This is a genomic window from Micromonospora citrea, from assembly GCF_049629545.1.
Taxonomy (GTDB): Bacteria; Actinomycetota; Actinomycetes; order Mycobacteriales; family Micromonosporaceae; genus Micromonospora; species Micromonospora citrea_A.
Map to the genome: position 1 here is coordinate 72071 of NZ_JBNADX010000004.1, position 24848 is coordinate 96918.

Genomic DNA, 24848 nt, shown 5'->3' on the forward strand with positions numbered 1-24848 from the left:
TCCGGTCAGTAGGTGGTGCTGTCGTAGGTCGACGAGTCCTGGTTGGCCGCCCAGACGACGAGCACCACGATGGCGATGGTGGCCAGGAACGCGATCACGGTGGAGATCCAGCCCACGATGATGCCGGCGGTGGCGAAGCCCTCGCCGCCCTCACCCTTCTCCCGGATCTGCTTGCGGGAGACGTGGCCGAGGATCGCGCCGATGAGCCCGATCCAACCGCCGAGTCCGTAGCCGCAGAGGCCGAGCGCGCCGAGGATCGAGACGACCATCGCGGCGATGGCCAGCCCGTTGGTCTGCGGGGCGGGCGGGTAGCCGTACCCCGGGTAGCCGGTCGGCGGCGGGTAGCCGTGCGGCGCGTACGGGTCGACCGGCGCCGCCTGCGGTGGCACGGCGGCGTACGGGTCCGCCGGGGCGTACGGGTCCTTGCCCGTCGGCTGCACCGGGATCGGTTGGCCGCTGACCGGCATGGTCGGGTCGCCGGACGGGCTGCTCCAGCCGCCGCCGGGAGGTGGGGGATATGTCATCAGGTCTTCTCCGTCGCGTGTAGGTGCGCCGTCAGGGTAGTCAGCACGGCGCAAACCTGCGGCCCCCGTGGTGCCGCGTTGCCCGGGCCGCCCCGAGGGGGCAGGATCGCGGCATGGTTATCGACGCGCGTGGCGCCGACCGGTCCGGCAGTCGACCGAGGCGGGACGTGAGCCGTCCGGGCCTGGCCCGGCGCTCCCGTGCCGTGCCCGCCGCGACGGTTCCCGGCCAGGACGAGCCGGCCCCGTTGTCCGAGCCGGTGACCATGCGCCTGGACGGCCGGGTGGCCCTGGTCACCGGGGCGGGCAGCCCCGACGGCATCGGGTACGCGACCGCCCGCCGGCTGGCCGACCTGGGTGCCCGGGTGGCGATCGTCTCCACCACCCGCCGGATCCACGAGCGGGCCGGCGAGCTGGGGGTGACCGGTTTCGTCGCCGACCTCACCGACGAGTCGGAGGTGGGCGCGCTCGCCGACGCGGTGGCCGAGCAGCTCGGTGACGTCGAGGTGCTGGTCAACAACGCCGGCCTGGCGAGCCGGGCCAGCCCCGAGGTGCTGCGCCCGGTGGCGCAGCTCAGCTACGACGAGTGGCGCGGCGAGATCGACCGGAACCTGACCACCGCCTTCCTGTGCAGCCGCGCCTTCATCGGCGGGATGGCCGAGCGCGGCTGGGGGCGGATCGTGAACCTGTCGGCGACCGCCGGGCCGGTGAACGCGCTGCCCACCGAGGCGGCGTACGCGGCGGCGAAGGCGGGCGTGGTGGGGCTGACCCGGGCGCTGGCGATGGAGATGATCGCCGACGGGGTGACCGTGAACGCGGTGGCCCCGGGCACCATCTACACCGCGGCCTCCACCGTCGCCGAGATCAAGCAGGGGATGGGCACGCCGGTCGGCCGCCCCGGCACGCCGGACGAGGTGGCCGCGGCGATCGCCTTCCTCTGCTCGCCGGCCGCCTCGTACATCACCGGGCAGATGCTGGTGGTGGACGGCGGCAACAGCGTCCGTGAGGCGCAGTTCCGCTGATCGGGCGGGATCAGTAGGTGGTGCCGTCGCCGGAGCCGGCCCAGATGGCGAAGATCAGCCAGCCGCAGCAGGCCAGCAGCCCGATCACGGTGAAGGCGTAGCTGAGCACCAGCCCCCAGGTGGCGAGCTGGTCGCCCTCCTCGCCGGTCCGCTTGATCTGCCGCTTGGCGAGGTGGCCCAGGACGATCCCGGCCGGGGCGAAGACGAAGGCCAGGACCAGCGACAGGATCGCCAGGGTGTTCGGGCCGCCGCCACCCTGCGGCGGGCCGTACTGCCCGTACGGCCCCTGCGGCGGGTACGGCGGCTGCTGACCCCACTGCTGGTGCTGGCCGGATTGCTGACCCCACGGGTGCTCCGGCGGTCCCCACGGCTGCCCGGAGGGTGGCCGGCTCCACTGCTGCTGCTCGCCGGTCCCGCCGGGCGGCTCGTACGGCGACGGCGGCTGCTCCGGCTGCGTCTCGCCCCAGCGCTGGCCGGGTTGCTCCCACCGCGGTTGCCCCGGCTCGTCGGACGGTGGCTGACTCATCGCCGTTCACCCCTTCCGCCGCAGGTCGAAGCGCCTTTCCCTTGCGGACGCTACCCGTAGCGGTGAACCTTTTCACAGCGGTTGTGTGGACTGGTCACCTTGGCGCGGCAGGCCCGGGGGCCGATACTGACCGAGCGTTCAGTTACCCATGAGTAATGCGCCGATCCCCCGGAGGCTGAGATGGCCCGACTCGCCCAGACGCCCGGCCTGACCGACGTGCAGCGGTCGATCCTGGAAACCGTCCGGGAGTTCGCCGACAAGGAGATCATCCCGCACGCGCAGCGGCTGGAGCACGCCGACGAGTACCCCACCGACATCCTCGACGGGATGCGCGAGATGGGCCTCTTCGGCCTCACCATCGACGAGGAGTTCGGCGGGCTCGGTGAGTCCCTGCTGACCTACGCCCTGGTCGTCGAGGAGTTGTCGCGCGGCTGGATGTCGATCTCCGGCATCGTCAACACCCACTTCATCGTGGCGTACCTGATCTCCCAGCACGGCTCGCCGGAGCAGAAGGCCCGGCTGCTGCCGCGGATGGCCACCGGCGAGGTGCGCGGCGCGTTCTCGATGTCCGAGCCGGAGTGCGGCTCCGACGTCTCGGCGATCAAGTCGAAGGCCGTCCGCGACGGCGACAACTTCGTGCTCAACGGCCAGAAGATGTGGCTGACCAACGGGGCGTACTCCTCGGTGGTGGCGACCCTGGTCAAGACCGACACCGGCGCCGACTCCGTCTACGGCAACATGAGCACCTTCCTGCTGGAGAAGGAGCCCGGCTTCGGCGAGACCGCGCCCGGCCTGACCATCCCCGGCAAGATCGACAAGATGGGCTACAAGGGCGTCGAGACCACCGAGATGGTGCTCGACGGCGTGACCGTCCCGGAGAGCGCGGTGCTCGGCGGGGCGGACAAGGTCGGTCGCGGCTTCTACCAGATGATGGACGGCATCGAGGTCGGCCGGGTCAACGTCGCCGCCCGTGCCTGCGGCATCTCCATCCGCGCCTTCGAACTGGCCGTCGCGTACGCCCAGCAGCGCCGCACCTTCGGCAAGCCGCTGGCCGGGCACCAGGCCGTCGCCTTCAAGCTCGCCGAGATGGGTACGAAGATCGAGGCGGCGCACGCCCTCATGGTCAACGCGGCCCGGCTCAAGGACGCCGGCCAGCGCAACGACGTCGAGGCCGGTATGGCCAAGCTGCTCGCCTCCGAGTACTGCGCCGAGGTCGTGCAGGAGGCGTTCCGCATCCACGGCGGCTACGGCTACTCCAAGGAGTACGAGATCGAGCGGCTGATGCGCGAGGCCCCGTTCCTGCTGATCGGCGAGGGCACCTCGGAGATCCAGAAGACGATCATCTCCCGGGGCCTGCTCAAGGAGTACAAGCTCTGACCACCGGCCGGTCACCGGCCGGTGGTCGACCCGGCGGTCGGCTCCGGCCCGGCGGCGGGAGCCGGCTCCGGGGCGGTGACCGGCAGCCCCATCCCCAGTACCTCCGGCCGGGACCGGTAGTGCTCGATCGCGGCGATCAGCCGCTCCTCGGGCACCGCCGTGTCCCGGCCGCCCACCACCGGCGCCGGCTCCAGCGAGTGCCAGATCACCGGCCGCAGCCGTACGCCGTCGATCCGGCCGTCCCGCCGGTGCGGACCGACCCGGTCGATGTTCGTCCAGTCGTACACCCGGCGGCCGTACCGGATGCCGCTCGCGGTGAGCGCCAGCCGGCCGGTGAACCGGGCCTCCTCGTAGCCGGCCCGGCCCAGCCACGCCGCGAACCCGCAGATCAGCGCCACCCGGGTGACCTCGGCCCACTGGGCTTCAGGCAGCAGGGACAGCCCCGTCAGCCACATCGGCGTGATCCACAGCAGGTCGGCGACGCGGTCGACCCAGCCGGCCGGCGACCGGCGGGCCACCAGCCCGGACTCCACGGCGTCCCGGCCGGCCACCCGCAGCCGCCAGGTCAGCCGGGCGTCCCGCCGGGGCCACCAGCGCCGCGCCAACTGCTGCGCGCCGATCATCAGCCAGAATCCGCAGGCCGCACCGTCGACGTCGAACCGGGGCACCCGCAGCAGCGGCACGGCCACCGCCGCCGCTACTCCCACGGCCACCGTCAGCGAGAGCAGCCGGCGCGACCAGAGCCCGTCGTCGAGGGACGGTGCGCGTAGTGGCCGCCGGGAGGGCATGCCCGGCAGGGTAGGTCCGGCCCGCCAGTCGGCTCAGCGCCCGCGTGCCGGATTCGGTGGTGTCTTCGGCCCGACGCCGGGTGCCGGCTCAGTGTCATGTGCCGGTTTCAGTGGCGTGGGCCGGTTCAGTGGCGTGGGCCCGCTCAGCGCCGTGGGCCGGGGAGGGTGGCTGCCAGGTGCTCGCGGGCCCGGGCGACCAGCGCGTGCGGGTCGTCGGCGTAGATCCGGATCTCGGTGACCGGCGCGCTCGGGCCCTTCGGCAGCGGTACGGCGACCGGCTCGCGGAGCACCACGTCGACGCTGGTCTGGCTGCCGGTCGCGACGTTCAGGATCGCCCCGTCGTCGCCCTGCTCGACCTGGATCGTCCGGCTGGACGGCAGTGAACGGTAGTTGGCGGCGATGCCGGCGACGGCCGCCCAGGGCAGCGCGATGTCGACGGTCGTGCCGTTGCGGATCCGCAGCCCGTCCGGGCCCACGAGGTGCGGGTGGAGGCGCAGGCCGGCGAGGAGACCGATCATCCAGAGCAGGCCCCACACGCCGAGTGCGAGGACGACGTGCCGCACCCACTCCCACGGCACGGTGCGCCGGATGATCAGGTCGAAGATGGGGATCTCGATCGCGGAGAGGGCGATGAACACGCCCAGGATCGGCTTCACGACGCCCGCGTAGCCGAACGCCTCGGTCTCCGGCGGCAGCGCGAGGGGGCGCCGCATGATCCAGTGGTAGAGGCTGCGCCACATGCCGATCTCGTAGGCGACCGCACGCCGCAGCAGCGGCGCGACGGCCGGTCGGTGATGCTCCCGCATGGTCGGCCCGCCCTTCCGGGGGTCTTTTACATTGCAGTTGCAATGTAAAAGGTGTCCGGGTGCGTGTCAATGCAGTCGCACTGTGAAATCATGGGGCCATGCCGAAGCGGGTGGACCACCGGGAGCGGCGCACACTCATCGCCGACGCCCTGATGCGGGTGGCTGCGGAACACGGACTGGAGGCCGTCAGCCTCCGGCACGTCGCGGCCGAGGCCGGCGTCTCGTCCGGAATGGTGCAGCACTACTTCCGTACCAAGGACGAGATGATGGCCTTCGCGCTCTCCGTGGTACGCGAGCACGGCGAGGCCCGGGTGACCGCCGCGCTCACGGCGCTCGGGGCCACCCCGTCCCCGCGTACGCTGCTGCGGACCATGCTCGGCGAGCTGCTCCCCCTCGACGAGGCCCGACGCGCCGACGGCCGGGTCGCCCTGGCGTTCCTGGCCTACACCGCCGTACGCCCAGCCGTCGCCGCCGGGCTGCACCAGGACACCGCCGAGATGCTGGCCTTCATCGCCGGTCAGATCCGATCGGCGCAGGCGGCCGGCGCGGCCCGTCGGGAAGTGGACCCGGACGCCGCCGCGACCGCCCTGCTGGCCCTCATGGAAGGACTCGGCGTCTACCTGCTCGGCGGGCACATCGCGCCGGAGACCGCGCTCACCGCGCTCGACGCCCACCTGGACCTGATCTTCGACGCCGACCCACCGGCATCCTGACCCACCGCTCCCGCGCGTCGCGTCGCTGGGGCGGGGCGGGGGGCTCAGCCGAGCCGGGTCAGGCCGGCGGCGGCGCGCTCGACGATCAGGCAGCGGTCCTCGACGTAGTCCATCCCCGCCTCCTCGGCGATCCGCCGCGCTTCGGCCGAGACGATGCCCAACTGGAGCCAGACCGCCGGCGCGCCGATCGTCGCCGCGTCCCGGACCACCTGCACGGCGTCCTGCGCCGGCCGGAACACGTCCACCAGGTCCACCGGGTGCGGGATGTCGGCCAGCGACGGGTACGCCTTCTCACCGAAGAGTTCGTCCACCGTCGGGTTGACCGGGATGATCCGCCAGCCGTACCGCTGCATCTGCAACGGCACGCTGTGCGCGGCCTTGCGGGGATCGCGGGACGCGCCCACGACGGCGATCACGGCCGAGTCGGCGAGGATCTGCTGAGCGCTACGCATCCGCCGACTCTAGCCCGGTGACCCGGGGCCCGACCCTCGGACGACCGGCACCGCCCGCGCGGCCGGGCCGGCTACAGCAGCGACAGCTGCTCGGCGGCCGGCGGTGGCGATGCCGGCGGCGGCCGGCGCTGGTCGCCTCCCTCGGCCCGGTGCAGCCCGTGCCGGCGCGCCGCCATCCGCACCCGCGCGGTCAGCTCCCGCTGGTACGCCTGCGGCGCGTACGCCCCGGCCCGGTAGAGCTGGCGGTAGCGGGGGACCAGGTGCGGGTGCTCGCGGGCCAGCCAGTGCGCGTACCACTCGCGGGCCCCGGGGCGCAGGTGCAGCGCGAGCGGTGTGACGCTGGTGGCGCCGGCGGCGGCGATCGCCGAGACCGTCGCCTCGATCGACTCGTCGCTGTCGCTGAGGCCGGGCAGGATCGGTGCCATCAGCACCCCGACCTCGAAGCCGGCGTCGGCCAGTTGGCGCACTGCGTCGAGCCGCCGCCGAGGGCTCGGCGTGCCGGGTTCGACCGTCCGCCACAGCGCCTCGTCGACGAAGCCCACCGAGAACGAGACGCCGACCCGGGTCACCGCCGCGGCCTGTCGCAGCAGCGGCAGGTCCCGCAGGATCAACGTGCCCTTGGTGAGGATGGAGAACGGGTTGGCGAAGTCCCGCAACGCCTCGATGATCGGTGGCATCAGCCGGTAACGCCCCTCGGCCCGTTGGTAGCAGTCCACGTTGGTGCCCATCGCGACGTGCGCGCCCCGCCAGCGCGGCGCGGCCAGCTCACGGCGGACCAGCTCACCGGCGTTGACCTTGACGATCACCTTCCGGTCGAAGTCCGCCCCCGCGTCGAGGTCGAGATAGGTGTGCGTGTTGCGGGCGAAGCAGTATTTACATGCATGACTGCATCCGCGGTACGGGTTGATCGTCCACTCGAACGGGACCTGCGACGTGCCCGGGACCCGGTTGATGATCGACTTGGCCCGCACCTCGTAGAACGTCATCCCGGCGAAGCCGGGGGTGTCGAAGGTGCGGGCCACCGCGCCGGGCAGCGCCAGCGGCAGGGGTGGAGTCGCCGGCGCCGGCCCGTCGGGATGCCCCTCGTCCGGGGGAGCGGAGAGGTTCTCCCAGCGCATGGACTCATTCGAACACGCGTACGAACGATCCGCAAGTGACCCGCCGGACACCGGTCCCCGCCGGCCGGCCGCCGGGTGGAGGATGGCCCCATGGAGAGGTCGACCTTCGTCTACGACGGGGACTGCGCGTTCTGCACCCGGTGCGCCGAGTTCATCGAGCGGCGGATCCCGACCACCGCCCGGGTGGTGCCCTGGCAGTTCGCCGACCTCGACGCGCTCGGGCTGACCGAGGCCGAGTGCGAGGAGGCGGTGCAGTGGGTCGGGTCCGACGGCTCCCGGGCCGCCGGGCCGGACGCGATCGCCCGGCTCCTCGGCGACAGCGGCGCGCTCTGGCGGGTCACCGGGGCCGGCCTGCGCATCCCGCCGGTCCGCCTCGCCGCCTGGCCCGCGTACCGCTGGGTGGCCCGCAACCGGCACCGACTGCCCGGCGGCACGGCCGCCTGCGCCGTTCCGTCGGCCCGCCGCGACTGACCGCGCGCCGGCCGGCCGCCCCGCGCGCTGCAGCCGGCCGGCGCGGCGTGCCCAGAACGGCCGACGCGGCGGACGACCGACCGCGACAAGGTCGTGCGTCGGCCGTGACCGACGGCGAAACCGCCGTCAGCCGCCGTGACCGACCGCGGAACGGCCGTCAGCCGGTGACGCCGCCGCAGGGGGCCCCGTCGACGGCGCAGGCCGTCGGCGCGGAGGTCTGCGGTGGCCCGGTCACCCGGAAGGTCACCCGGACCTGAGCCTGCCCGGCCACCTGGCCGGTCGTGCCGTCCGGGGCGAACGTCCAGGTCGCACCGTTGCGGGTGGCGGACGCGCCGTCGACGTGGGTGACGTCGAGGGAGTCCCGGGGCAGCGTCACGACCAGCGTCCAACCGGTCACCGGGACGGACCCCGGGTTGCTGATCGTCACGGCGGCGCCGTAGCTGAGCAGTTGAGGGCTCTCGATCACGAAGTCGGCGCCGAGCGCCGCCGGTGCGGGCCTCGACGGGCGCGACGGCGCCGTGCCGTCCGGCGTACCGCCCGGCGTCGTGACGGGCGACGGGCTCGCGGTGGCCGTCCGTCGCGGCCCGACGGACGGGCGGGGGGAGGCCGACGGCGTGGAGGTGGTGGGCTCCGCGGTGCCCCGCGTCCCGACCGGCTCCGGCACGATCACCGCCCCGCCGGGCGGGGCCGGGTCCTGGGCCGCCGGCGCCAGCCGCTCCGGGTCCCGCAGCACCGAGGCCACCAGCAGCACCGCCGCGACCACCAAGGCCAGCACGGCGAGCACCGACCAGCCGAGCAGGCGTGAGCCGTCGCCCCGGCCGGTGAGGGCCCGCCGGATCGCCGTGGGCACCGTGGCGGCGAGGTCCAGCACGACGACCGCCTTGGTACGCCGTGGTCGGAGCGACGTCGTCTGCACAGGCTCTCCCGTCGGGTGCCTCGGTCCGGCCGGGCCGGACGCCCACCGTGCCCGCAGCACGGTGAGCAGCGTCTGGAGCAGTTCCCGGGACGCGTCGGCGTGCGTCGGCGGCTGCGGCACATCGATCGGTCCCGCCCGCGACAGTACGGCCAGCGGCCCCCCGGACGGGTCCCCGGGGGCGGGCGTGGATCGGCGGCGGTCTCCGTGGCCGGGAGGCGACACGGCGGCTCCGGACCCGTTGGCGCGTTCCGCCGCCGGATCGGTGCAGGTCGATCCCGGTGCGCCGGGCGGGGAGCATCGGGACCGCGCGGCGGGTCCGACGCTAGGGCTGGGGCAGCGGCGTGGCGCGCCGGTCGTCGGTCGCGGTGGTGAGGGGCTGCCCGTCCGGCTGGTCGACCGGGCCCTCCGGATGCCGCCGACGGAGCCGGCGCAGCCGGTCGAGCGGGCGGAGCTTCTCCAGCGGCAGGAAGCTGGTCATCGCCACCAGGTGCGGGGCGAACGAGATGGTGATCGTCGCGATGGTGACCAGGTGGAACGAGTAGAAGAAGCCGATCGTGGCGTGCCGCCAGCGTTCCGGGAGCAGGAACACCAGTGGGCTGAGCAGCTCGAAGGCGAGGATGCCGAACTGGGCCACGATCAGCAGGTACGGCACCTGGGCGATCAGGTCGGCCAGGTCGGTGCCGCGCCGGATGATCGCCCGGGCGAGCACCGACCCGGTCGCCCAGTCCGGCCCGCCGAAGCGCAGCTTGGCCCAGGCGGCCAGGAAGTACGTGCAGATCACCGCGATCTGGGTGACCCGCAGCGCCCACCCGCCGGCCTCGGAGCGGGTCGGGTCCCCGTGTCGGGCCCGGCCGGCGGTGGGCAGGGCGGCCAGCGCGACGAGGAGCGCGAAACGGTCGTGGTCGACCTTCCCGTAGCTCATCGCGACGATCATCCACTCGAAGTAGAGCGCGAACACCGTCCAGCCGAGCAGCCGGGGAGCGCGGCCGGTGGCGGCGAGCAGGGCGAACGCGAGCAGGGCCCAGAAGACCGCCGCGACCAGCCCCGGCGTCGGGGTCGGCAGCGGCAGCAGCCGGCCGATCAGCAGCGGCTGGTAGAGCTCGCCGGGGACGTCGACCCGGGTGCGTACCCAGGGTGTGAAGATCACCAGATCGGCGGCGACGAAGAGGTAGACCAGGGTGCGGAAGGCGGCGACCCGGCCGCGGGGGACCGGCTCGGTCAGCCACCGGATCATCGGGACGCCTGCCAGCGTACGGCGGTCTCGTCGGTCCAGGTGCCGGTCGGGCGGCCCTGGCGGATGCCGTACCAGCGGATCACGATCCGCACCTCGACCAGTTCGGGGGCGCCGGGGTGGCGTTCGGCGTACGCCTCGGCGACCTGGCGCAGTCGGCCCGGGTGGGCGGCGTAGCGGTCCTGCTGGCCCTCGATCTCGGCCCGGCGGATGCCGGTGGCGTCCTGGCCGAGCGCGACCACGGCGCCGGTGCGGTCCATGCCCTCGACGCGGGTGTCGGGGGCCGGGGCGTCCGCCGGCTCCGAGGTGGAGTACATCCGGAAGGGCCCGAACGGGAAGTGGTCGTCGACGCCCCCGACCGTGCCCGCGAGCAGCAGCGCGAGGCCGAGCGCGGTGGCCCCCAGCCGGGCCGTGTGACCGTGCGAGGTCAGCGTCTCCACGGATCGTGACGATACGGGATCGGGGTGCCCGGGCGTGCTCGCGTGAACCGTTACCGATCCGCGTGTCGGCGGGCACGACGACGGCCGGGCCCGCGGTGCGGCGGGCCCGGCCGGGGTCGGTGTGCTCAGTGCTTGTGTTCGGACAGCTGCTTGCGCACGTCGTCCATGTCCAGCGCCCGGACCTGCTCGATCAGATTCTCCAGGGCCGACTCGGGCAGCGCGCCCGGCTGGGCGAAGACGATCACGCCGTCCCGGATCGCCATGATCGTCGGGATCGAGCGGATGTCGAACTTGGCGCCCAGCTCCTGCTGCGCCTCGGTGTCGACCTTGCCGAAGACGATGTCCGGGTGCTTCTGCGAGGAGCGCTCGTAGACCGGGGCGAACCGCTTGCACGGGCCGCACCACTCGGCCCAGAAGTCGACGAGCACGATGCCGTCGCTCTCGGTCACCTCGTCGAAGTTGGCCGTGGTCAGCTCAACCGTTGCCATTGCACTCTCCGATCAGCGCGGATTGTTTCCGTCCCGTAGAACCAGGGCCGTCCCGGTTCAATTCCCGACCCGGGAGGGCCGAAACCGGACGACGCCCGTGGTCCGGGCCTGCGGCTCCATCGAGACACATCTGTCGGTCCCGTAGTGCGGAACGCAAATGCATCACGCACTTGCGTAACGTGACGTGATGGGAGCGTTTCCAAGGAGATCCGCACGATGGAAGGCTACGAATCAGTAACTTGGGGGTTGACAAGCGGGGATCCGGCCTGCGTAGATCGCTTTTGTCCAGTGTGGTCATCACTCAGAGTGATGTAACAAAAAGATAAATGTGATGTCCATCTCTGTCGGTACGTCGTGGTCGTACGGCAGAATCTTGGGCATCAGAGCGTGGGCGGCGGGTGCCGGGGAGGGCCCCGCCGCTCATTGCGTCTCCCCCCAGGCGGCGCCCGGTGTGACATTTCCGCCCGGCCAGCGCCCCCGGTGTCTCCTTAACAAGCGGTAAGGCATGCTGTGGCGAACTCGTCGCCGCCCGTCGAAGGGGACCAGGATGCAGTTCGGCCGCTACTACGAGGAGTTCGAGGTCGGCGCGGTCTACCGGCACTGGCCGGGCAAGACCGTCACCGAGTACGACGACCACCTCTTCTGCCTGCTCACCATGAACCACCACCCGTTGCACATGGACGCCCACTACGCCGAGTCGGCGACCCACTTCAAGCGCAACGTCGTGGTCGGCAACTACATCTACTCGCTGCTCCTGGGCATGTCCGTGCCGGACGTCAGCGGCAAGGCGATCGCCAACCTGGAGGTCGAGTCGCTGCGGCACGTGGCACCGACCTTCCACGGCGACACCATCTACGGCGAGACCACCGTGCTCGACAAGCGCGAGTCCGGCTCGAAGCCGGACCGGGGCGTCGTGTCGGTGGAGACCCGCGGCTACAACCAGGACGGCACCATGGTCTGCGTCTTCCGCCGCAAGGTCATGGTCCCCAAGAAGGAGTACGCCGCCGCGGCGGCGCCCGACGGTGTCGACCCGGAGCGGCCCAGCTTCCCCGAGCCCCGCTGAGCGCGGTCCCCGCGTCACCACGGGCCCCGTCCCCGCCGGAACCGGCGGGGACGGGGCCCGTGCTGCTCCCGGCGGCTTATGCTGACGCCGGAGGTCTTCAGATGAGCCACTCCCTCGCCGGAGAGCCGCCCTCTGCCGGACGCCGTGCCGCACCGCTGACCACCGCCGTCTACTCCGCCGCCGAGTGGGACCTGCTGACCACCCTGCCCGGCCGGGTGCTCGTGGCCGCCGCCTCGCCCGCCCCGGGGCGTCCGCCCCGTGGTGTGGCCGCCGGACTCGCCGGACTCGACGCGGTCGCCGCCGGCCGGGCCTTCGACAGTGATCTCGTCCGCGCCGTCGTCGCGGCGATCTACGCCCGGCACGACGGCGCGCCGGCCCCGGCCGATCGCCTCGCCGACCTGGTGGACCTGCTGGCCGCCTGCCGGGCGGCGGTACGGGTGCTGCGCCGGCGCGCCGACCCGGCCGACTCGGCCGCGTACCGGCAGTGGCTGGAGTCGGTGGCCGCCCGGGTGTGCCATGCCGGTGACCTCACCGGCCCCGCCGACCGCCGCTTCCTGGCGCGGCTCGGCGGTGCCCTGGAACTGCGGTGACCGCAGGTGGCGTCGGGCCCTCGTCCGACGCTGCGTACCCTCTTGTGACCGTGACCGAGGATCAGCTCGACGTGGGGGTCGGCCCCTGGCCCGGCGACCTGCCGGACGACCCCCGGTACGACCCGGAGCTGCTCGCCCACGGCGACCGGCGCAACGTGGTCGACCGCTACCGGTACTGGCGGCGGGAGGCCGTCGTCGCGGACCTCGACGAGCGCCGGCACGACTTCCACGTGGCGATCGAGAACTGGCAGCACGACTTCAACATCGGCACCGTGGTCCGCAACGCCAACGCCTTCCTCGCCGCCGAGGTGCACATCGTGGGGCTGCGCCGCTGGAACCGGCGGGGCGCCATGGTGACCGACCGCTACCAGCACGTCCGGCACCACCCGACGATCGAGGAGTTCGTCGGTTGGGCGGCCGGGGCGGGCCTGTTCGTGGTGGGCATCGACAACCTCCCGGGCTCCCGGCCGTTGGAGACCACCACCCTGCCCCGGCGGTGCGTGCTGCTGTTCGGCCAGGAGGGGCCCGGCCTCTCCGACCCGGCCCGTGCCGCCTGCGACCAGCTCTTCTCGATCGCCCAGTACGGCTCGACCCGGTCGATCAACGCCGGGGTGGCCAGCGGCATCGCCATGCACGCCTGGATCCGTGCCCACGCCGGCCCACCGCCGGCCTGACGACCACCCACCGGCTCCGCCTGCCCGGAGCGCCCGGTCGGCCGGCGTCACGGTCCGCGTGATGATCGTCACCTTCCGTGCCGGGTCGGCCGTCCCCTCGGCCGTGGGTGGTCCCGTGAGCGGTGGAAACGGCCGCTCCGCTTGACGACGCCCGGTGGTGGGGTGACGGTGGGGTGGTGAGTGTCGTGGTGAGTTGTCCCAGATGCGGTGGGCCGGTGCGGACTCCGGACCTGATGCACGCCGAGTCCCGCTGCGTGCGGTGCGGGCCGGTCGCGCCGCTGCACGTGCCCGAGCACATCGACGGCCAGATCGTGGCGAGCGTGGTCGACCGGGTCGCCGCCGACGGGGCGGCGGAGCGGCCCGGCGTGCCGCTGTGGTGCCCGTGGCCGCTGCCGCCGGGTTGGACGGTCACCGGGGTCGCCTGGGCCGGCGACGACGCCACCGGGGTGCGGGCCACCGCGGTCGCCTGCGCCGGGCCGGCGCCGCTCGGCGGTGGACCCGCCGACCTGGTCCTGGTGGCCGAGGAGCCGGGCGTCGGGCTGGGCACCCGCTTCGCCGGAGTGTCCGGACCGGACCCGGGGCCGGAACTCGCCGAGGCGCTGACCGGGCCGGGGCCGGGTCTCGGCCACCCGGAGCACGTCGAGCCCGCCCGGATCAAGGTGGCCGGACATCCGACTCCACTGTGGCTCGTGGATTCGGCCACGGATCGAAGCGCGTACGCCGGCGAGGCTCGGGGAATGTGGCTCCATGCGATAGCCTGGCCGGCGAGCGCGGGTCACCTCCTCGCGGAAGATGTCGTCCTGCACGACCTCACCGAGTGGACTCCGCCCGAGCTCGTGTACGGCGCACCGTCCCCGTATCTGCACGGCAAGGCGTGAGCCTGCCGGGCTTGTCGGGGAACGGACGCAGATATTCACTGTACGACACCAGACTGATACTCTGGGTGCCGCTGCGGTAATCGGACCCGGCGCCGCGCGAGAGGATGGCCCGCTATGGTCAAGAAGGTCCTCACCTGGGCCGGCATCGCGTTCTTGATCTTCTTTGTCGCGTACCGGCCCAACTCCGCCGCGGACGTCTTCAAGTCGCTCGGCGGCGGCATCATGGACATCGCCCAGGGCTTCGGCGACTTCTTCACCAGCCTGGTCGCCTAACCGTCGATGGGCAGCCCCTCCGGACCCCCCTTCGACCCCGACGACCCGGACCGGGAGCGTCGGGAGCGGGACACCGAACCGATCCCGAGGTACCGGCCCGACGACGCGCCGAACCCCGGACCCGGTCCGGGCATGTCGGACGGTCCGTTCCTCTCCGACGACGTCGGTTACGGCCCCGGCCCCGGCTATCCGGGCGAGGGCCGCTCCGGGCGGGCCTGGGTGGGTGACCCCGACCAGCCCCCGACCATCTCCGAAGAGGAGCTGGCCGGCCTGCGCGCCGACGCGCAGGGCATGGCCCCCCGCCGGGTGCTGCCGCTGGAGGACGAGCCCAGTTCGCTGGTCGCCCGTTACCTCTTCCCCACGGAGCGCTACCGGGGCGAGTGGAAGCGGCACTGGATCCACCTCACCACGCCGATCATCGTGGGCATCGCCGCGACCTTCGTGCTCGGCTACCTCTCCGGCTTCCTCGCCGGTCAGGACGTCGGCGCCCTCACCACCATCGCGGTGCTGCTCTGGTTCGCGGTGATGGGCTGGGTGGCCTGGAAGGTCGCCGACTGGTGGTACGACCGCTTCATCCTGACCAACAAGCGGGTCATGGTGGTCAACGGCATCATCACCCGAAAGGTGGCCATGATGCCGCTGACCCGGGTCACCGACATGAAGTACGAGCAGTCCCCGACCGGCCGCGCGCTCAACTACGGCACCTTCGTGCTGGAGTCCGCCGGTCAGGAGCAGGCGCTGCGCGAGATCAAGAACCTGCCCAACCCGAACGAGCTGTACCTGCGCGTCGTCGAGGAGATGTACGAGCCGCAGGCGGTCGAGGCGCGGCTGGGCAAGGAGGCCGACGAGGCGAAGGCCGACGACGGCGCCTGAAGGTTTTCGTCCGTCCGTCGGAGGAACTGCGAACCATTCGCCGTCGACCCCGCCGCCGGGTTCATGGCACCCTGCCAGGGACGACAGGGGCACGGAGGTGAGCGGTGGGCGAGCGGGACCCGCTGGAGGAGGAGTTCCGCGAGTTCGTCGCGGCTCGCTCCGGCGCCCTGCTGCGCACCGCGTACCTGCTGGCCGGGGACTGGGCCACCGCCGAGGACCTGCTCCAGACCGCGCTCACCAAGACGTACCTGGCCTGGAAGCGGCTCGGCGGGATCGAGGCCGTCGAGCCGTACGCCCGCCGGGTCATGGTCAACACCTCCACCAGTTGGTGGCGGCGGCGCTGGCACGGTGAACGCCCCACCGAGGTGCTGCCCGAGCGGGCCGGCGTCGACGAGATCGCGCAGCAACTCGACCGGGACGTCCTCTGGCGGCACCTGAGCGCGCTGCCCTCCCGGCAACGGGCGGTGCTGGTGCTCCGCTACTACGAGGACATGTCCGAGGCGCAGACCGCCGCCCTGCTGGAGATCTCGCCGGGCACGGTGAAGAGCCAGACCTCCCGGGCCCTGGCCACGCTGCGCCGCCGGCTCGGCGAGGAGGCGGCCCTGGAACTGCCGGACGAGCGGCGGGCCAGCACCCCCGCGCCGACCCCGGCCCCGCAACGCGCCCGGGCGCGGTCCAGCGCCCCGGTCGTACCCCCGCAGCCGCCGCGGCAGGGCCGCCCGGCCACCCCCGACCCGGCCAACCAGGACGGGCGCGGTACGCCCGCGCCGGTCCCGGCCCACGGCGGGCGGCCCGTCGGCGCGCCGCCGGTCGGAGCCGGCCGGACCCGCACCGCGGCGGTCGGCGGGAAGTCACGATGACGCCCACCTCCGCACGGGCGGACAACCAGACCGGCGGCCCGGAGCGTTCCACAGCTGTGACACGCGACGACCTGGAAGGTGCGCTGCGGGAGACCCTCTCCCGCCGGGTCGCCGCGCCCCCGCCGCTGGCCGTCGACCCGGCCGGGCTGGCGATCCGGCAGGCCCGGCGCATCCGACGCCGGCGCACGCTGACCGGCATCAGCCTCGCCGTGGTCGCCACCTCGGCGCTCACCGCCGGGATGGCCCAGCTCGGTGAGCACCCCGGCCGGGTCAGCACCCCCGTCGTGGTGCTCGGCGGTCCGACCGTCTCCGCCTCCTGGCCGGTCGCCCCCGCGCCCGACTCCCCACCGGCCGACGGCCAGGCCGAACTCATCGTCGGCGGCGCCCTGCTCACCGCCGACGGTAAACGGCACGACCTGGGACTCGGCCCGGTCGAGCGGGCCCAGCGGCTGCCCGAGCGCGGCGGCTGGCTGGTGGTCTCCGCGCGGACACCGGGCGGCCGCACCCTGTGGGTCGTACCCCCGGGCGAGTCGCCGCAGGTGCTGCTGGCCGGCGCGGAGGAGATCGCCCTGACCCCCGACGGGCGGCGGGTGGGCTGGCGCGACGGCGACGGGCTCTTCGTGGCCGGCCTCGTCGGGCGGCAGCTCGTCGCCGCCACCGGCACCCCCAACGCGGCCGGCGCGGCGCCGGTCCGCTTCGTCGGCGACCGCCTGCTGGTGCGCGCCCGCGACGGGGGGCACCTGATCTGGCAGCCGGGCCCGGGGCCGCTGCCCGCCGGTGACCGGGGCGTCCTCGACGTCTACGGCGTGCTGCCCGACGGCCGGCTCGCCGCCCGGGTGCCCGCCGACGACTCCCGCCGGTCCTGCCTGGCCCTGCTCGACCCGGCGACGCTGGAGCCGGGCCGCACCGGCTGCGGGCCCGCCCTGACCGGCGACGGCCTCGGCGCGGTCTCCGCCGACGGCCGCTGGCTGCTGGTCAACGGCCTCGGCGGCACGGGCGGCGCCCTGCTGGTCGACCTGGCCAGCCCGGGCCTCACCGCCCGGGCCGCCGGTCCGGCCGTCAGCGGCGCGGTGGCGTGGACCGGCTCGACCGTCGCCACCTACGTCGACCGGGGCGGGGTGTTGGCCCGGGTCCGCCCCGAGCGCACGGTGGCCGGGGAACGCGCCTCCTCGACCCTGCTGAGCGGTGTCACCGCCGGGGACCGGCCCGTCGTGGTCACCGGCGGATCCTGAGCGGTCGGACGGTAGCGTCGGAGCGTGACCCCGGTGATCGACCTGCACGCCCACTCCACCGCCAGCGACGGCACCCTGACCCCGGTCGAGCTGGTGCGAGCCGCCGCCGACGCCGGCCTGGACGTCGTCGCGATCACCGACCACGACACCACCGGCGGCTGGGACGCCGCCGTGCGCGCCCTCCCGCCCGGCCTCACCCTGGTCCGCGGCGCGGAGATCTCCTGCCGGTGGCACGGGGTCGAGCCGGCGGTGCCGCTGCACCTGCTGGCGTACCTCTTCGACCCCGGCCACCCGGAGCTGGTCGACGAACTGGCCCGGGTCCGGGCCGCCCGGGAGGTGCGCGGCGAGCGGATCGTCCGGCTGCTCCAGGCCGACGGGATCGACATCAGCTGGTCGGAGATCATCACCGCCGCCGGCGGTGGCACGGTCGGCCGTCCGCACATCGCGGCGGCGCTGATCCGGGCCGGCCTGGTCGCCAGCACCACCGAGGCGTTCGGGCCGGACTGGCTGGGCGAGCGGTACCGGCTGCCGAAGGACGACATCGACGTCTTCCGGGCGGTCGAGCTGGTCCGGGCCGCCGGCGGCGTACCGGTCTTCGCCCATCCCCGGGCGACCCGGCGTGGACGGATCGTGCCGGACGAGCTGATCGTCGCGCTGGCCGCCGCCGGGCTGGCCGGCCTGGAGGCCGACCACGAGGACCACTCCCCGGCCGAGGCCGCGCACGTACGGGCCCTCGCCGCCGAACTGGGCCTGCTGGTCACCGGCTCGTCCGACTTCCACGGCACGCACAAGAGCGTCCGGCTCGGCGCGCACACCACCGCCGTCGAGGCGTACAAGCGGATCGTCGCGCAGGCGCGCGGGGTGACCCCCGTCGCTTCCGGCTGATCCGCGTTTCCGCCTCCGGCGGCGCGGCTACCGTTACCCGGTGGATCTCAAGCTCTTCGGCGAGGTCTTCGTGACCCTGCTGGTCATCGTCGACCCGCCGGGCATGATGCCGATCTTCCTCGCCCTGACCGGCCCGCTGACGGCCCGTGACCGCCACCGGGCCGCCTGGCAGGCCGTGGCGCTGGCGCTGGGCGTCATCGTGATCTTCGCGGTGGCGGGCCAGACGCTCCTCGACTACCTGCACGTGGACCTGCCGGCGTTGCAGGCGGCCGGCGGCCTGCTGCTGGTGCTGGTCGCGTTGGAGCTGCTCACCGGCAAGGCGGACGACCCCAGCCAGCAGGTCACCTCGAACATCGCCCTGGTGCCGCTGGGCACCCCGCTGCTGGCCGGGCCCGGCGCGATCGTGGCGACCATGCTCTTCGTGCAGCAGGCCGACGGCGCGGGGCAGTTCTCCGCCATCGCCGCCGCGATCGTCGCGGTGATGCTCGCGGTCTGGATCGTGCTGCGCTTCTCCGGCGGGATCGTCAAGATCCTGCGCCCCGGCGGCATCGAGGTGCTGACCCGGATCGCCGGCCTGCTGCTGGCCGCCATCGCCGTGCAGCTCATCGCCGACGCGGTCGCCGCCTTCGTCACCCAGTACGCCAACATGGGTTAGCCGTGCCGGTGCGGGGCTGTCGTACGCGGGTGGCAGGATCGGTCCCGTGCGAACGCCCCGTCCCCGGTCCGGCCAACCCGAGCAGCTCGGCTTCGAGGGCATGCCGGAGCGGCTCTTCGTCTGCACCCCCAGCAAACTCGGGGCGTACGAGGACTGCCCCCGCCGCTACCGCTACTCCTACGTCGACCGCCCCGCCCCGCCGAAGGGGCCGCCGTGGGCGCACAACTCGCTCGGCGCCAGCGTCCACACCGCACTGAAGAACTGGTACGCGCTCACCCCCGACCGGCGCCGGCCGGAAGCCCTCGCCGGTCTGCTGAAGGGGACGTGGGTGCGCGAGGGCTACCGGGACGACGAGCAGGAGCGCGAGGCGTACCGGCGGGCGCTCGGCTGGCTGGAGGCGTACGTCGAGACGCTGGAGCCGGGCGTCGACCCGCTCGGCGTCGAGCGGGTGGTCGCGGTGAAGACGGCGGTGCTGGCCTTCAACGGCCGCGCCGACCGGATCGACTCCCGCCCCGGCCCGGACGGGCCGGAGTTGGTCATCGTCGACTACAAGACCGGGCGCAGCGGGCTCGACGGCGACGACGCACGCGGCTCGCAGGCGCTGGCGCTCTACGCGTACGCCGCCGAGCGGACGTTCCGCCGGCCGTGCCGCCGGGTGGAGCTGCACCATCTGCCCACCGGGACGATCGCCGCACACGAGCACACCGCCGACTCCCTGGCCCGGCAGCTCACCCGCGCCGAGGACACCGCCCGCGACATCATGGCCGCCGAACGCGCGGTCGCCGACGGCAGCGACCCCGACGAGGCGTTCCCGACCGTCGCCGGCCCGCGCTGCGGCTGGTGCGACTACCGTCGGGTGTGCCCGACGGGCGCGCAGACCCCGGCCCGGGAACCGTGGGCGGCCATGGACCGCCCGGCCGCGCCGACCGGCGACTGACCCCGGCGGTCAGCCCGGGCCGGACCCCGCGTCGGGGCGTGACCGAAGCCGGCGGCGTGCGGTCAGGCGGCCGTGGCGGTGAGCCGGGCGGCCCGTTCCTTGGCCGCCTGCTGCATCGGCCCCTCCCGCCAGTCGCGCGGCAGCGCGGCCAGCACCAGCCGCAGCGCGCGGACGCTCAGGTCGGCGGAGAGCGCGGTGGTGGGCAGTCCCAGGCCGCCGTACAACCGCAGCGCCCAGGGCGGCAGCAGCCCGAGCGCGGTGCCGGCGACACCGAGGTACGCCCACCGTGGCGGCCCGAGGCTCACCCCGAGCCGGGCCGGCAGGCTCAGCTTCCACGGGATCGGCGGCGCGGTCAGGAACAGCGCGGTCTCGGCCGCCTCCTTCGTCATCCGCAGCTCCGGCCGGACGGCCCGGTAGTAGTCGGCCACCTCGGCGGCGCTGCCCGGCACGTCGGCGGGGTCGAGACCCACCAGCGCGGCGGCCCGCCGCTGCTCGTCGTAGTAGCCGTCCACCTCGGCGTCGGTCAGCGACAGCCCGGCCCGACGGGCGGTGCTGACGAACGACTCCACCTCGGTGACGTGCACCCAGCGCAGCAGGTCCGGTTCGTCGATGCGGAACTCCGCACCGGTGGCCGGGTCGGTGGCGCGCATCCGGGCGTGCAGGGCGCGCAGCCGCCGCCCGGCCGCCTCCGCCTCGCCCGTGGTGCCGTAGATGACGGTGCCGACGTACGTGGCGGTACGGACGAGCCGGCCCCAGGCGTCCGCGCGGTAGTTGCTGTTCTGCGCCACCCCGGCCATCGCCCGGGGATGCAGCGCCTGGAGGTAGAGCGAGCGCAGGCCGGCGACGATCAGGACCGGTTCGTCGTGCACCTTCCACGTGACCGATCCGGGACCGAAGAGGCCGATGTCGTCGGAGTCCACCGCCCAAGAGTGCCACGCGGGTCGCCCGTCGACCGGGGACTGCGATGCCGGACGCGGCAAGGCCCGGTGTCGACGGGGCCCGGTGTCGTCGGGGTCGGACTGCGCCGGGCCGGTGTCGGCGGGTCAGACGTCGGCGGAGCGCTGGGCCTGGCAGGTGGGGCAGAGGCCCCAGAAGGTCACTTCCGCCTCGTCGACCTCGAAGCCGTGTGCCGTGTTCGGATCGAGGCAGGGGGCGCCGCCGACGGCGCAGTCGACGTCGGCGATGTGGCCGCAGCCCCGGCACACCACGTGGTGGTGGTTGTCGCCGGTCCGGGCCTCGTAGCGGGCGGGGCTGCCCGCCGGCTCGATCCGACGGGCCAGGTCGGCGCGGGACAGCGCGCCGAGGACGTCGTACACGGCCTGGGTGGAGACGGAGTCGAGACGCTCACGAACCCGGCGGGTGATCTCGTCGACCTCCAGGTGCCCACCGGCGGCCAGCACGTCCAGCACGGCGAGCCGCGGCCGGGTGACCCGCAGGCCCCTCGACCGGAGCAGTTGCTCGCCACTGGACATGCAGCAATGACAGCACGCCGGCTACGGGGCGACAAGCGAACCCGGTGGCGCGTGGCCCCGGACACAGCGCAGGTGGAGGCGCGATCCGCGCTGAACCGCCGCGCTGAACCTCGGGCCGCCCGCCGGGCTGAACCGCCGCGCCGCCCGTCGCGTGTACCCGATCGATAGCGCCGTGGAGGCATGGATGGTCGTACGCTTCTGCGGCGGATCCGCGTCGATCGTCGGAGGTGTCGGTGTTCAAGGAGATCAACGGTCTGCCCGGGCACATCCTGGTGATCCATGCGGCGGTGGTGTTCGTCCCGCTGCTGGCGCTGCTCGCCGCCGCGTACGGGGTGGTGCCGCGCTGGCGGCCCCGGCTGGGCTGGGCGGTGGCGATCCTCGCCGTGGTGACCCCGGTGATCACCTGGGTGGCGACCGAGTCGGGCGAGGCGTTCGAGGAGTTCCTGGAGGGCAAGGGCTACCCGCCGGAGCTGCTCGCCAAGATCGAGGAGCACTCCGGGTACGGCGAGACGACTCTCTGGCTCACCGTGGGGCTGGCCGTGGCGGCGCTCCTGCTGCTGGCGTCGACCAGTGGCCGGCTCCGCGCGCCGCGTCTGCCGTCCTGGGTCAACTGGCTGCTCACCGGGGTGATCGTGGTGCTGGCCGGTTTCGCGCTGGTCTACGTCTACCTGACCGGTGACACGGGTGCCGCGTCGGTCTGGGGCAACACGCTCTGAGATCCGGCTCCCGGGCGTGGCTCAGAACAGCGCCCGGGAGCACAGCAGACAGAGCAGGACCAGCAGCACCGCGCCGGCCACCGCGCCGACGACGTAGGTGAGCCGCTGGGCCTGCTGCTCCGCCGCGTCCATCGCCTCCATGTCCTGGGGCGGCAGGGTCCGGGGCGGGTTGGCCTGCAGGTGCACCGGTGGCCGCCAGCCGGGCGGCGGCGGGGTGGTCGGCGGCGGCCCGGCGTAGCCGCCCCCGGACGGCGGGACGGGCGGGGCCGGCGCCGACGCCGGTACGTCCGTCGGGGCCGCCCAGGGCGAGGGCGAGGTGGGTGTGGCCGGTGGCGCACCGAGCCCGGGACCGTCCGTGGACGCAGCCGGGGCACCGGGTCCCGGCGACGGGGTCGGCGCGGGGGTGGGGGACGTCGGCCGGACGTGCTCGGGCGGCCGTCGCCAGTAGTCGTCCTCGTGGCTGGCACCGCTGGGCGTCGTCACGCCGTCCGACGCTACCAACGCCACCGCGATCCCACCCCCCGACGCGCGCCACGGCCTTCCCGCCCCTGACGCGACCGGGTTACCGGCGTTCCGCGTCTGCCGGTGTACGCCGGTCCGGGCCCCGGCTGAGCTAGTCTTGCCGCTCGTGAGCACCCAGGAACCGGGCGTACGCGACGACGACCGCCCCGTCGACCTCAGTGAGGACTTCGTGGTGCTGCCCGAGCAGACGGTCGACGACACCGACCACGGCTGGGGTGAGCGAGGCGGCGGCAACGACGAGTGGCTGCTCGCCGAGCGCCCCCCGCACTGGGACTGACCTGCCCGGCTGATGACCGGGCGGCGCGACTGTCGAGTGCGCGGCCCCGACGGCTCAGCCCCGGACGACGACCGTGAAGCGGCTCCCCTCCGGCTGGCCCACCGTGCGCCGCGCCTGGTCCGGCCCGAGGGCCAGGTAGAGCGCCGACGAGCCGTCCCCGCTGTCGCCGCCGACCACGTCCAGCACCAGCGCCCCCGACGCCAGCGGCACCGCCTCGACCCCCGTCGGGCCGGCCGGTACGACCAGCAGGTCGACCCGCGCGCCCGGCCGGAGCACGGCGAGCGCCGCCGGTTCCGCCAACCGCACCGGTACGCCCACCGCCCCGCTCGGCAGCGGCAGGGCACCCGGCCGGCCACCACCGACCCCGGTGCCACCTCCGGCCGCCGGGCCTGCCGTGGGTGCTCCGCCGGCCGTCCGCTCGCCCGCCTCCGTCACCGTGACACCCGACGGTCGCACGGGAGCGGTGGCCGACGTGCCGGGCGCGGCCGGCCCCGGACCGGGGCAGCTCTCCCCGCTGTCCAGCACGAGCACGGCGAGCCCGAGCAGGGCGGCGACCAGCCCGGTCCGCAGCAGTGTCCCGCCGGTGGGCAGGCGCGGCCGGCGCACCGGCCCGAGCGAGCCGCCCGTCGCACTGCCGGCCACGGCCCCACCTCCGCCCCCGCCCGTCGGCGACGCCCACTGCGACCGTGCCGGCCGTCGCCGTCCACGGATGTCCGTCCCGGACGTTAGGCGGACGGCGGGGGTCGGCGGACACCCGGACACCGGGCCTGTGGACAACCGGCGGGCCTGTGGACGACGCCTCTCGGCGCGGGAGATGTGCTACACACTGTCCGGTTCGGCGCACCGTGCCGGGACCGGGGACCGGGGCCCGGCGGGGTACGCCGAAAAGCCCCTGCGGCCCGAGGGCGGCAGGGGCTTTTCGGCGGAGCGACGGTCAGGAGGAGCTGGCGGCGCTGGCGGCCGGGGCCTTGGCCGCCCCGCCGTTCGAGGAGCCCGAGGCGCTGGTCGACGACGTGCTCGACGACGACGTCGAGGAGTCCGACGAGGTGCTGCCCTCGGTCTTCGCCGGCTTGGTGGCGGTGCTGCCGCTCGTGGTCTCCGAGCCGGAGGAGCGGGAGTCGGTGCGGTAGAAGCCGGAGCCCTTGAACACGATGCCGACCGAGTTGAAGAGCTTGCGCAGCCGCCCCTCGCACGTGGGGCACTCGGTCAGCGGCTCGTCAGAGAAGGACTGCACCGCCTCGAGCTGGTGGCCGCACGCGGTGCAGGCGTACTGGTACGTGGGCACGTTCTCCTCCGGATCTGGCACGGCCGGTTGGCACTCGACGTCTTCGAGTGCCAATGGTGCGTCATCACACCCAGGTTCGTCCAGCGGACGTGTGGCGATCGACACCGGGCGCGTCACCCAGCGTACGCAGGCCGCCCGACGGGGTGATCACGGCGCGGACCGGACGGTCGTGGGGCTGGGCGGGCAGCACGTCGAGAAGCTCCCCGTCGTGCAGCAGCGCCACCGTCAGGGTCGAGGCCGGCACCCGGGCCAGCGCCCGGTCGTACGAGCCGCCGCCCCGGCCCAGCCGCAGGCCCCGCCGGTCCACCGCCAGCGCCGGCACCACCACCAGCTCCGCCCCGCCGACCGCCGTACGCCCCAGCCGGGGGCCGTCGGGCTCGCGCATGCCGCGTCCGGCGGCCACCAGCGAGCCCGGCCCGGCGTACCCGGCCCAGTCCAGGTCCAGGTCGTCGCGGAGCACCGGCAGCAGCAGCTCACCCCCGGCGGGCAGCGCGCCGCGCAGCGCCTCCGGCAGGTCCGGCCCACCCGGCTCGGAGCCCACCGGCACGTACCCGGTCATCCGGCGCGGCCGTAGCCGGCGTACCAGATCGACCAGCTCGGCCAGGACGGACGCCGCAGCCCCGGCGCGCTGGTCGGCGGTGAGCGCCCGGCGGGCGGCGAGCAGCGCGACGCGGGTCGTCCGCTTCGCCTCGTGTGCCGAATCCGCCTCATCAGAAAAATCCGTCACGCAACACTCCTGACGCAACGCTTGTCCACCGGTCGCTCTGTGTCAGCATCGCAGGAACGG

At 74.0% G+C, this 24848-nt stretch carries 33 protein-coding genes; 17 read left to right on the forward strand and 16 right to left on the reverse strand.

The window, feature by feature from the left end; all coding sequences use genetic code 11:
• Nucleotides 1-5 precede the first annotated feature (5 nt).
• Nucleotides 6-524, reverse strand: coding sequence for a DUF4190 domain-containing protein (locus tag ACPFP2_RS06510; RefSeq protein WP_424087099.1), 519 nt, complete (start codon nucleotides 522-524; stop codon nucleotides 6-8).
• Between the two features lie 182 nt (nucleotides 525-706).
• Between ACPFP2_RS06510 and ACPFP2_RS06515 the strand changes: the two genes are divergently transcribed.
• Nucleotides 707-1543, forward strand: a complete 837-nt coding sequence (locus ACPFP2_RS06515; RefSeq protein WP_424087531.1) for an SDR family NAD(P)-dependent oxidoreductase — start codon at nucleotides 707-709, stop codon at nucleotides 1541-1543.
• Nucleotides 1544-1553: 10 nt separating this feature from the next.
• Here the strand turns inward: ACPFP2_RS06515 and ACPFP2_RS06520 are convergent, their stop codons facing one another.
• Entirely contained in the window at nucleotides 1554-2069 is a 516-nt protein-coding gene (locus ACPFP2_RS06520; RefSeq protein WP_424087101.1) for a DUF4190 domain-containing protein, read from the reverse strand.
• A gap of 180 nt (nucleotides 2070-2249) precedes the next feature.
• Between ACPFP2_RS06520 and ACPFP2_RS06525 the strand changes: the two genes are divergently transcribed.
• Nucleotides 2250-3446: an acyl-CoA dehydrogenase family protein gene (locus tag ACPFP2_RS06525; RefSeq protein WP_091292096.1), complete on the forward strand. Its 1197-nt coding sequence runs from the start codon at nucleotides 2250-2252 to the stop codon at nucleotides 3444-3446.
• A gap of 11 nt (nucleotides 3447-3457) precedes the next feature.
• On the opposite strand, the gene ACPFP2_RS06530 is transcribed toward ACPFP2_RS06525, so the two are convergent.
• Together ACPFP2_RS06530 and ACPFP2_RS06535 are read right to left on the reverse strand one after the other, a co-directional pair.
• The gene (locus ACPFP2_RS06530; RefSeq protein ID WP_424087104.1) at nucleotides 3458-4234 is read right to left on the reverse strand and encodes a hypothetical protein; all 777 of its coding nucleotides are present in this window, start codon (nucleotides 4232-4234) and stop codon (nucleotides 3458-3460) included.
• Nucleotides 4235-4377: 143 nt separating this feature from the next.
• Complete coding sequence (locus tag ACPFP2_RS06535) at nucleotides 4378-5040, reverse strand: hypothetical protein (RefSeq protein ID WP_424087105.1); 663 nt, start codon at nucleotides 5038-5040, stop codon at nucleotides 4378-4380.
• 98 nt (nucleotides 5041-5138) lie between these two features.
• Here ACPFP2_RS06535 and ACPFP2_RS06540 point away from each other — a divergent pair, with 98 nt between their 5' ends.
• Nucleotides 5139-5753, forward strand: coding sequence for a TetR/AcrR family transcriptional regulator (locus ACPFP2_RS06540; protein WP_424087107.1), 615 nt, complete (start codon nucleotides 5139-5141; stop codon nucleotides 5751-5753).
• A 44-nt stretch (nucleotides 5754-5797) separates the two neighbouring features.
• On the opposite strand, the gene ACPFP2_RS06545 is transcribed toward ACPFP2_RS06540, so the two are convergent.
• Both ACPFP2_RS06545 and ACPFP2_RS06550 read right to left on the reverse strand, forming a co-directional pair.
• Nucleotides 5798-6205: a CoA-binding protein gene (locus ACPFP2_RS06545; protein ID WP_424087109.1), complete on the reverse strand. Its 408-nt coding sequence runs from the start codon at nucleotides 6203-6205 to the stop codon at nucleotides 5798-5800.
• A gap of 71 nt (nucleotides 6206-6276) precedes the next feature.
• The gene (locus ACPFP2_RS06550) at nucleotides 6277-7323 is read right to left on the reverse strand and encodes an Rv2578c family radical SAM protein (RefSeq protein ID WP_424087111.1); all 1047 of its coding nucleotides are present in this window, start codon (nucleotides 7321-7323) and stop codon (nucleotides 6277-6279) included.
• A 90-nt stretch (nucleotides 7324-7413) separates the two neighbouring features.
• On the opposite strand from ACPFP2_RS06550, the gene ACPFP2_RS06555 reads away from it, so the two are divergent.
• A complete protein-coding gene (locus tag ACPFP2_RS06555; RefSeq protein WP_424087113.1) occupies nucleotides 7414-7794 on the forward strand; it encodes a thiol-disulfide oxidoreductase DCC family protein in 381 nt (126 codons plus the stop codon).
• Nucleotides 7795-7951: 157 nt separating this feature from the next.
• Here ACPFP2_RS06555 and ACPFP2_RS06560 read toward each other — a convergent pair whose 3' ends face one another.
• The 4 genes from ACPFP2_RS06560 to trxA all read right to left on the reverse strand — a co-directional run bounded on the left by ACPFP2_RS06560 (nucleotide 7952) and on the right by trxA (nucleotide 10869).
• Entirely contained in the window at nucleotides 7952-8830 is an 879-nt protein-coding gene (locus tag ACPFP2_RS06560) for a cellulose binding domain-containing protein (protein WP_424087115.1), read from the reverse strand.
• Between the two features lie 202 nt (nucleotides 8831-9032).
• Nucleotides 9033-9944 (reverse strand): MFS transporter permease, encoded by a 912-nt coding sequence (locus tag ACPFP2_RS06565; protein ID WP_424087116.1) that lies wholly within the window; start codon nucleotides 9942-9944, stop codon nucleotides 9033-9035.
• The gene (locus ACPFP2_RS06570) at nucleotides 9941-10381 is read right to left on the reverse strand and encodes a hypothetical protein (protein ID WP_424087118.1); all 441 of its coding nucleotides are present in this window, start codon (nucleotides 10379-10381) and stop codon (nucleotides 9941-9943) included. The genes ACPFP2_RS06565 and ACPFP2_RS06570 overlap by 4 nt, the downstream gene beginning before the upstream one ends.
• 125 nt (nucleotides 10382-10506) lie before the next feature.
• The gene (trxA, locus tag ACPFP2_RS06575; RefSeq protein ID WP_088977286.1) at nucleotides 10507-10869 is read right to left on the reverse strand and encodes a thioredoxin; all 363 of its coding nucleotides are present in this window, start codon (nucleotides 10867-10869) and stop codon (nucleotides 10507-10509) included.
• Nucleotides 10870-11416: 547 nt separating this feature from the next.
• On the opposite strand from trxA, the gene ACPFP2_RS06580 reads away from it, so the two are divergent.
• The 11 genes from ACPFP2_RS06580 to ACPFP2_RS06630 all read left to right on the forward strand — a co-directional run bounded on the left by ACPFP2_RS06580 (nucleotide 11417) and on the right by ACPFP2_RS06630 (nucleotide 19789).
• Nucleotides 11417-11932 carry a MaoC family dehydratase gene (locus ACPFP2_RS06580; protein WP_424087121.1) on the forward strand — a complete coding sequence of 172 codons (516 nt, stop codon included), beginning with the start codon at nucleotides 11417-11419 and terminating at the stop codon, nucleotides 11930-11932.
• 101 nt (nucleotides 11933-12033) lie between these two features.
• Nucleotides 12034-12522: a hypothetical protein gene (locus ACPFP2_RS06585; protein WP_424087123.1), complete on the forward strand. Its 489-nt coding sequence runs from the start codon at nucleotides 12034-12036 to the stop codon at nucleotides 12520-12522.
• Between the two features lie 50 nt (nucleotides 12523-12572).
• Nucleotides 12573-13196 (forward strand): TrmH family RNA methyltransferase, encoded by a 624-nt coding sequence (locus tag ACPFP2_RS06590; RefSeq protein ID WP_424087125.1) that lies wholly within the window; start codon nucleotides 12573-12575, stop codon nucleotides 13194-13196.
• A gap of 188 nt (nucleotides 13197-13384) precedes the next feature.
• Nucleotides 13385-14074 carry a DUF6758 family protein gene (locus ACPFP2_RS06595; protein ID WP_424087127.1) on the forward strand — a complete coding sequence of 230 codons (690 nt, stop codon included), beginning with the start codon at nucleotides 13385-13387 and terminating at the stop codon, nucleotides 14072-14074.
• Nucleotides 14075-14188: 114 nt separating this feature from the next.
• Nucleotides 14189-14347 (forward strand): hypothetical protein, encoded by a 159-nt coding sequence (locus ACPFP2_RS06600; protein WP_007455302.1) that lies wholly within the window; start codon nucleotides 14189-14191, stop codon nucleotides 14345-14347.
• 6 nt (nucleotides 14348-14353) lie between these two features.
• Nucleotides 14354-15220, forward strand: coding sequence for a PH domain-containing protein (locus ACPFP2_RS06605; RefSeq protein ID WP_424087130.1), 867 nt, complete (start codon nucleotides 14354-14356; stop codon nucleotides 15218-15220).
• A gap of 104 nt (nucleotides 15221-15324) precedes the next feature.
• Nucleotides 15325-16080, forward strand: a complete 756-nt coding sequence (locus tag ACPFP2_RS06610) for a SigE family RNA polymerase sigma factor (RefSeq protein ID WP_424087133.1) — start codon at nucleotides 15325-15327, stop codon at nucleotides 16078-16080.
• 56 nt (nucleotides 16081-16136) lie between these two features.
• Nucleotides 16137-17312, forward strand: a complete 1176-nt coding sequence (locus ACPFP2_RS06615) for a hypothetical protein (protein WP_424087135.1) — start codon at nucleotides 16137-16139, stop codon at nucleotides 17310-17312.
• 24 nt (nucleotides 17313-17336) lie between these two features.
• Nucleotides 17337-18197 carry a PHP domain-containing protein gene (locus ACPFP2_RS06620; RefSeq protein WP_424087136.1) on the forward strand — a complete coding sequence of 287 codons (861 nt, stop codon included), beginning with the start codon at nucleotides 17337-17339 and terminating at the stop codon, nucleotides 18195-18197.
• 40 nt (nucleotides 18198-18237) lie between these two features.
• A complete protein-coding gene (locus tag ACPFP2_RS06625; protein ID WP_424087138.1) occupies nucleotides 18238-18852 on the forward strand; it encodes a MarC family protein in 615 nt (204 codons plus the stop codon).
• A 100-nt stretch (nucleotides 18853-18952) separates the two neighbouring features.
• A complete protein-coding gene (locus tag ACPFP2_RS06630) occupies nucleotides 18953-19789 on the forward strand; it encodes a RecB family exonuclease (RefSeq protein WP_424087533.1) in 837 nt (278 codons plus the stop codon).
• A gap of 62 nt (nucleotides 19790-19851) precedes the next feature.
• On the opposite strand, the gene ACPFP2_RS06635 is transcribed toward ACPFP2_RS06630, so the two are convergent.
• Nucleotides 19852-20709 (reverse strand): oxygenase MpaB family protein, encoded by an 858-nt coding sequence (locus ACPFP2_RS06635; RefSeq protein WP_424087140.1) that lies wholly within the window; start codon nucleotides 20707-20709, stop codon nucleotides 19852-19854.
• Between the two features lie 123 nt (nucleotides 20710-20832).
• Complete coding sequence (locus tag ACPFP2_RS06640) at nucleotides 20833-21261, reverse strand: Fur family transcriptional regulator (RefSeq protein ID WP_424087142.1); 429 nt, start codon at nucleotides 21259-21261, stop codon at nucleotides 20833-20835.
• A gap of 233 nt (nucleotides 21262-21494) precedes the next feature.
• On the opposite strand from ACPFP2_RS06640, the gene ACPFP2_RS06645 reads away from it, so the two are divergent.
• A complete protein-coding gene (locus ACPFP2_RS06645) occupies nucleotides 21495-21977 on the forward strand; it encodes a DUF2231 domain-containing protein (protein ID WP_424087143.1) in 483 nt (160 codons plus the stop codon).
• A 21-nt stretch (nucleotides 21978-21998) separates the two neighbouring features.
• Here ACPFP2_RS06645 and ACPFP2_RS06650 read toward each other — a convergent pair whose 3' ends face one another.
• The gene (locus tag ACPFP2_RS06650) at nucleotides 21999-22460 is read right to left on the reverse strand and encodes a hypothetical protein (RefSeq protein WP_424087145.1); all 462 of its coding nucleotides are present in this window, start codon (nucleotides 22458-22460) and stop codon (nucleotides 21999-22001) included.
• A 145-nt stretch (nucleotides 22461-22605) separates the two neighbouring features.
• Between ACPFP2_RS06650 and ACPFP2_RS06655 the strand changes: the two genes are divergently transcribed.
• Nucleotides 22606-22776, forward strand: coding sequence for a hypothetical protein (locus ACPFP2_RS06655; RefSeq protein ID WP_424087147.1), 171 nt, complete (start codon nucleotides 22606-22608; stop codon nucleotides 22774-22776).
• A gap of 54 nt (nucleotides 22777-22830) precedes the next feature.
• Here ACPFP2_RS06655 and ACPFP2_RS06660 read toward each other — a convergent pair whose 3' ends face one another.
• From ACPFP2_RS06660 to ACPFP2_RS06670, 3 genes are all read right to left on the reverse strand, one after another.
• Nucleotides 22831-23418 (reverse strand): flagellar biosynthesis protein FlgA, encoded by a 588-nt coding sequence (locus tag ACPFP2_RS06660; RefSeq protein WP_424087149.1) that lies wholly within the window; start codon nucleotides 23416-23418, stop codon nucleotides 22831-22833.
• Between the two features lie 292 nt (nucleotides 23419-23710).
• Nucleotides 23711-24082: an FmdB family zinc ribbon protein gene (locus tag ACPFP2_RS06665; protein ID WP_424087151.1), complete on the reverse strand. Its 372-nt coding sequence runs from the start codon at nucleotides 24080-24082 to the stop codon at nucleotides 23711-23713.
• Between the two features lie 43 nt (nucleotides 24083-24125).
• Nucleotides 24126-24788, reverse strand: a complete 663-nt coding sequence (locus tag ACPFP2_RS06670) for a 5-formyltetrahydrofolate cyclo-ligase (protein WP_424087153.1) — start codon at nucleotides 24786-24788, stop codon at nucleotides 24126-24128.
• Nucleotides 24789-24848 lie beyond the last annotated feature (60 nt).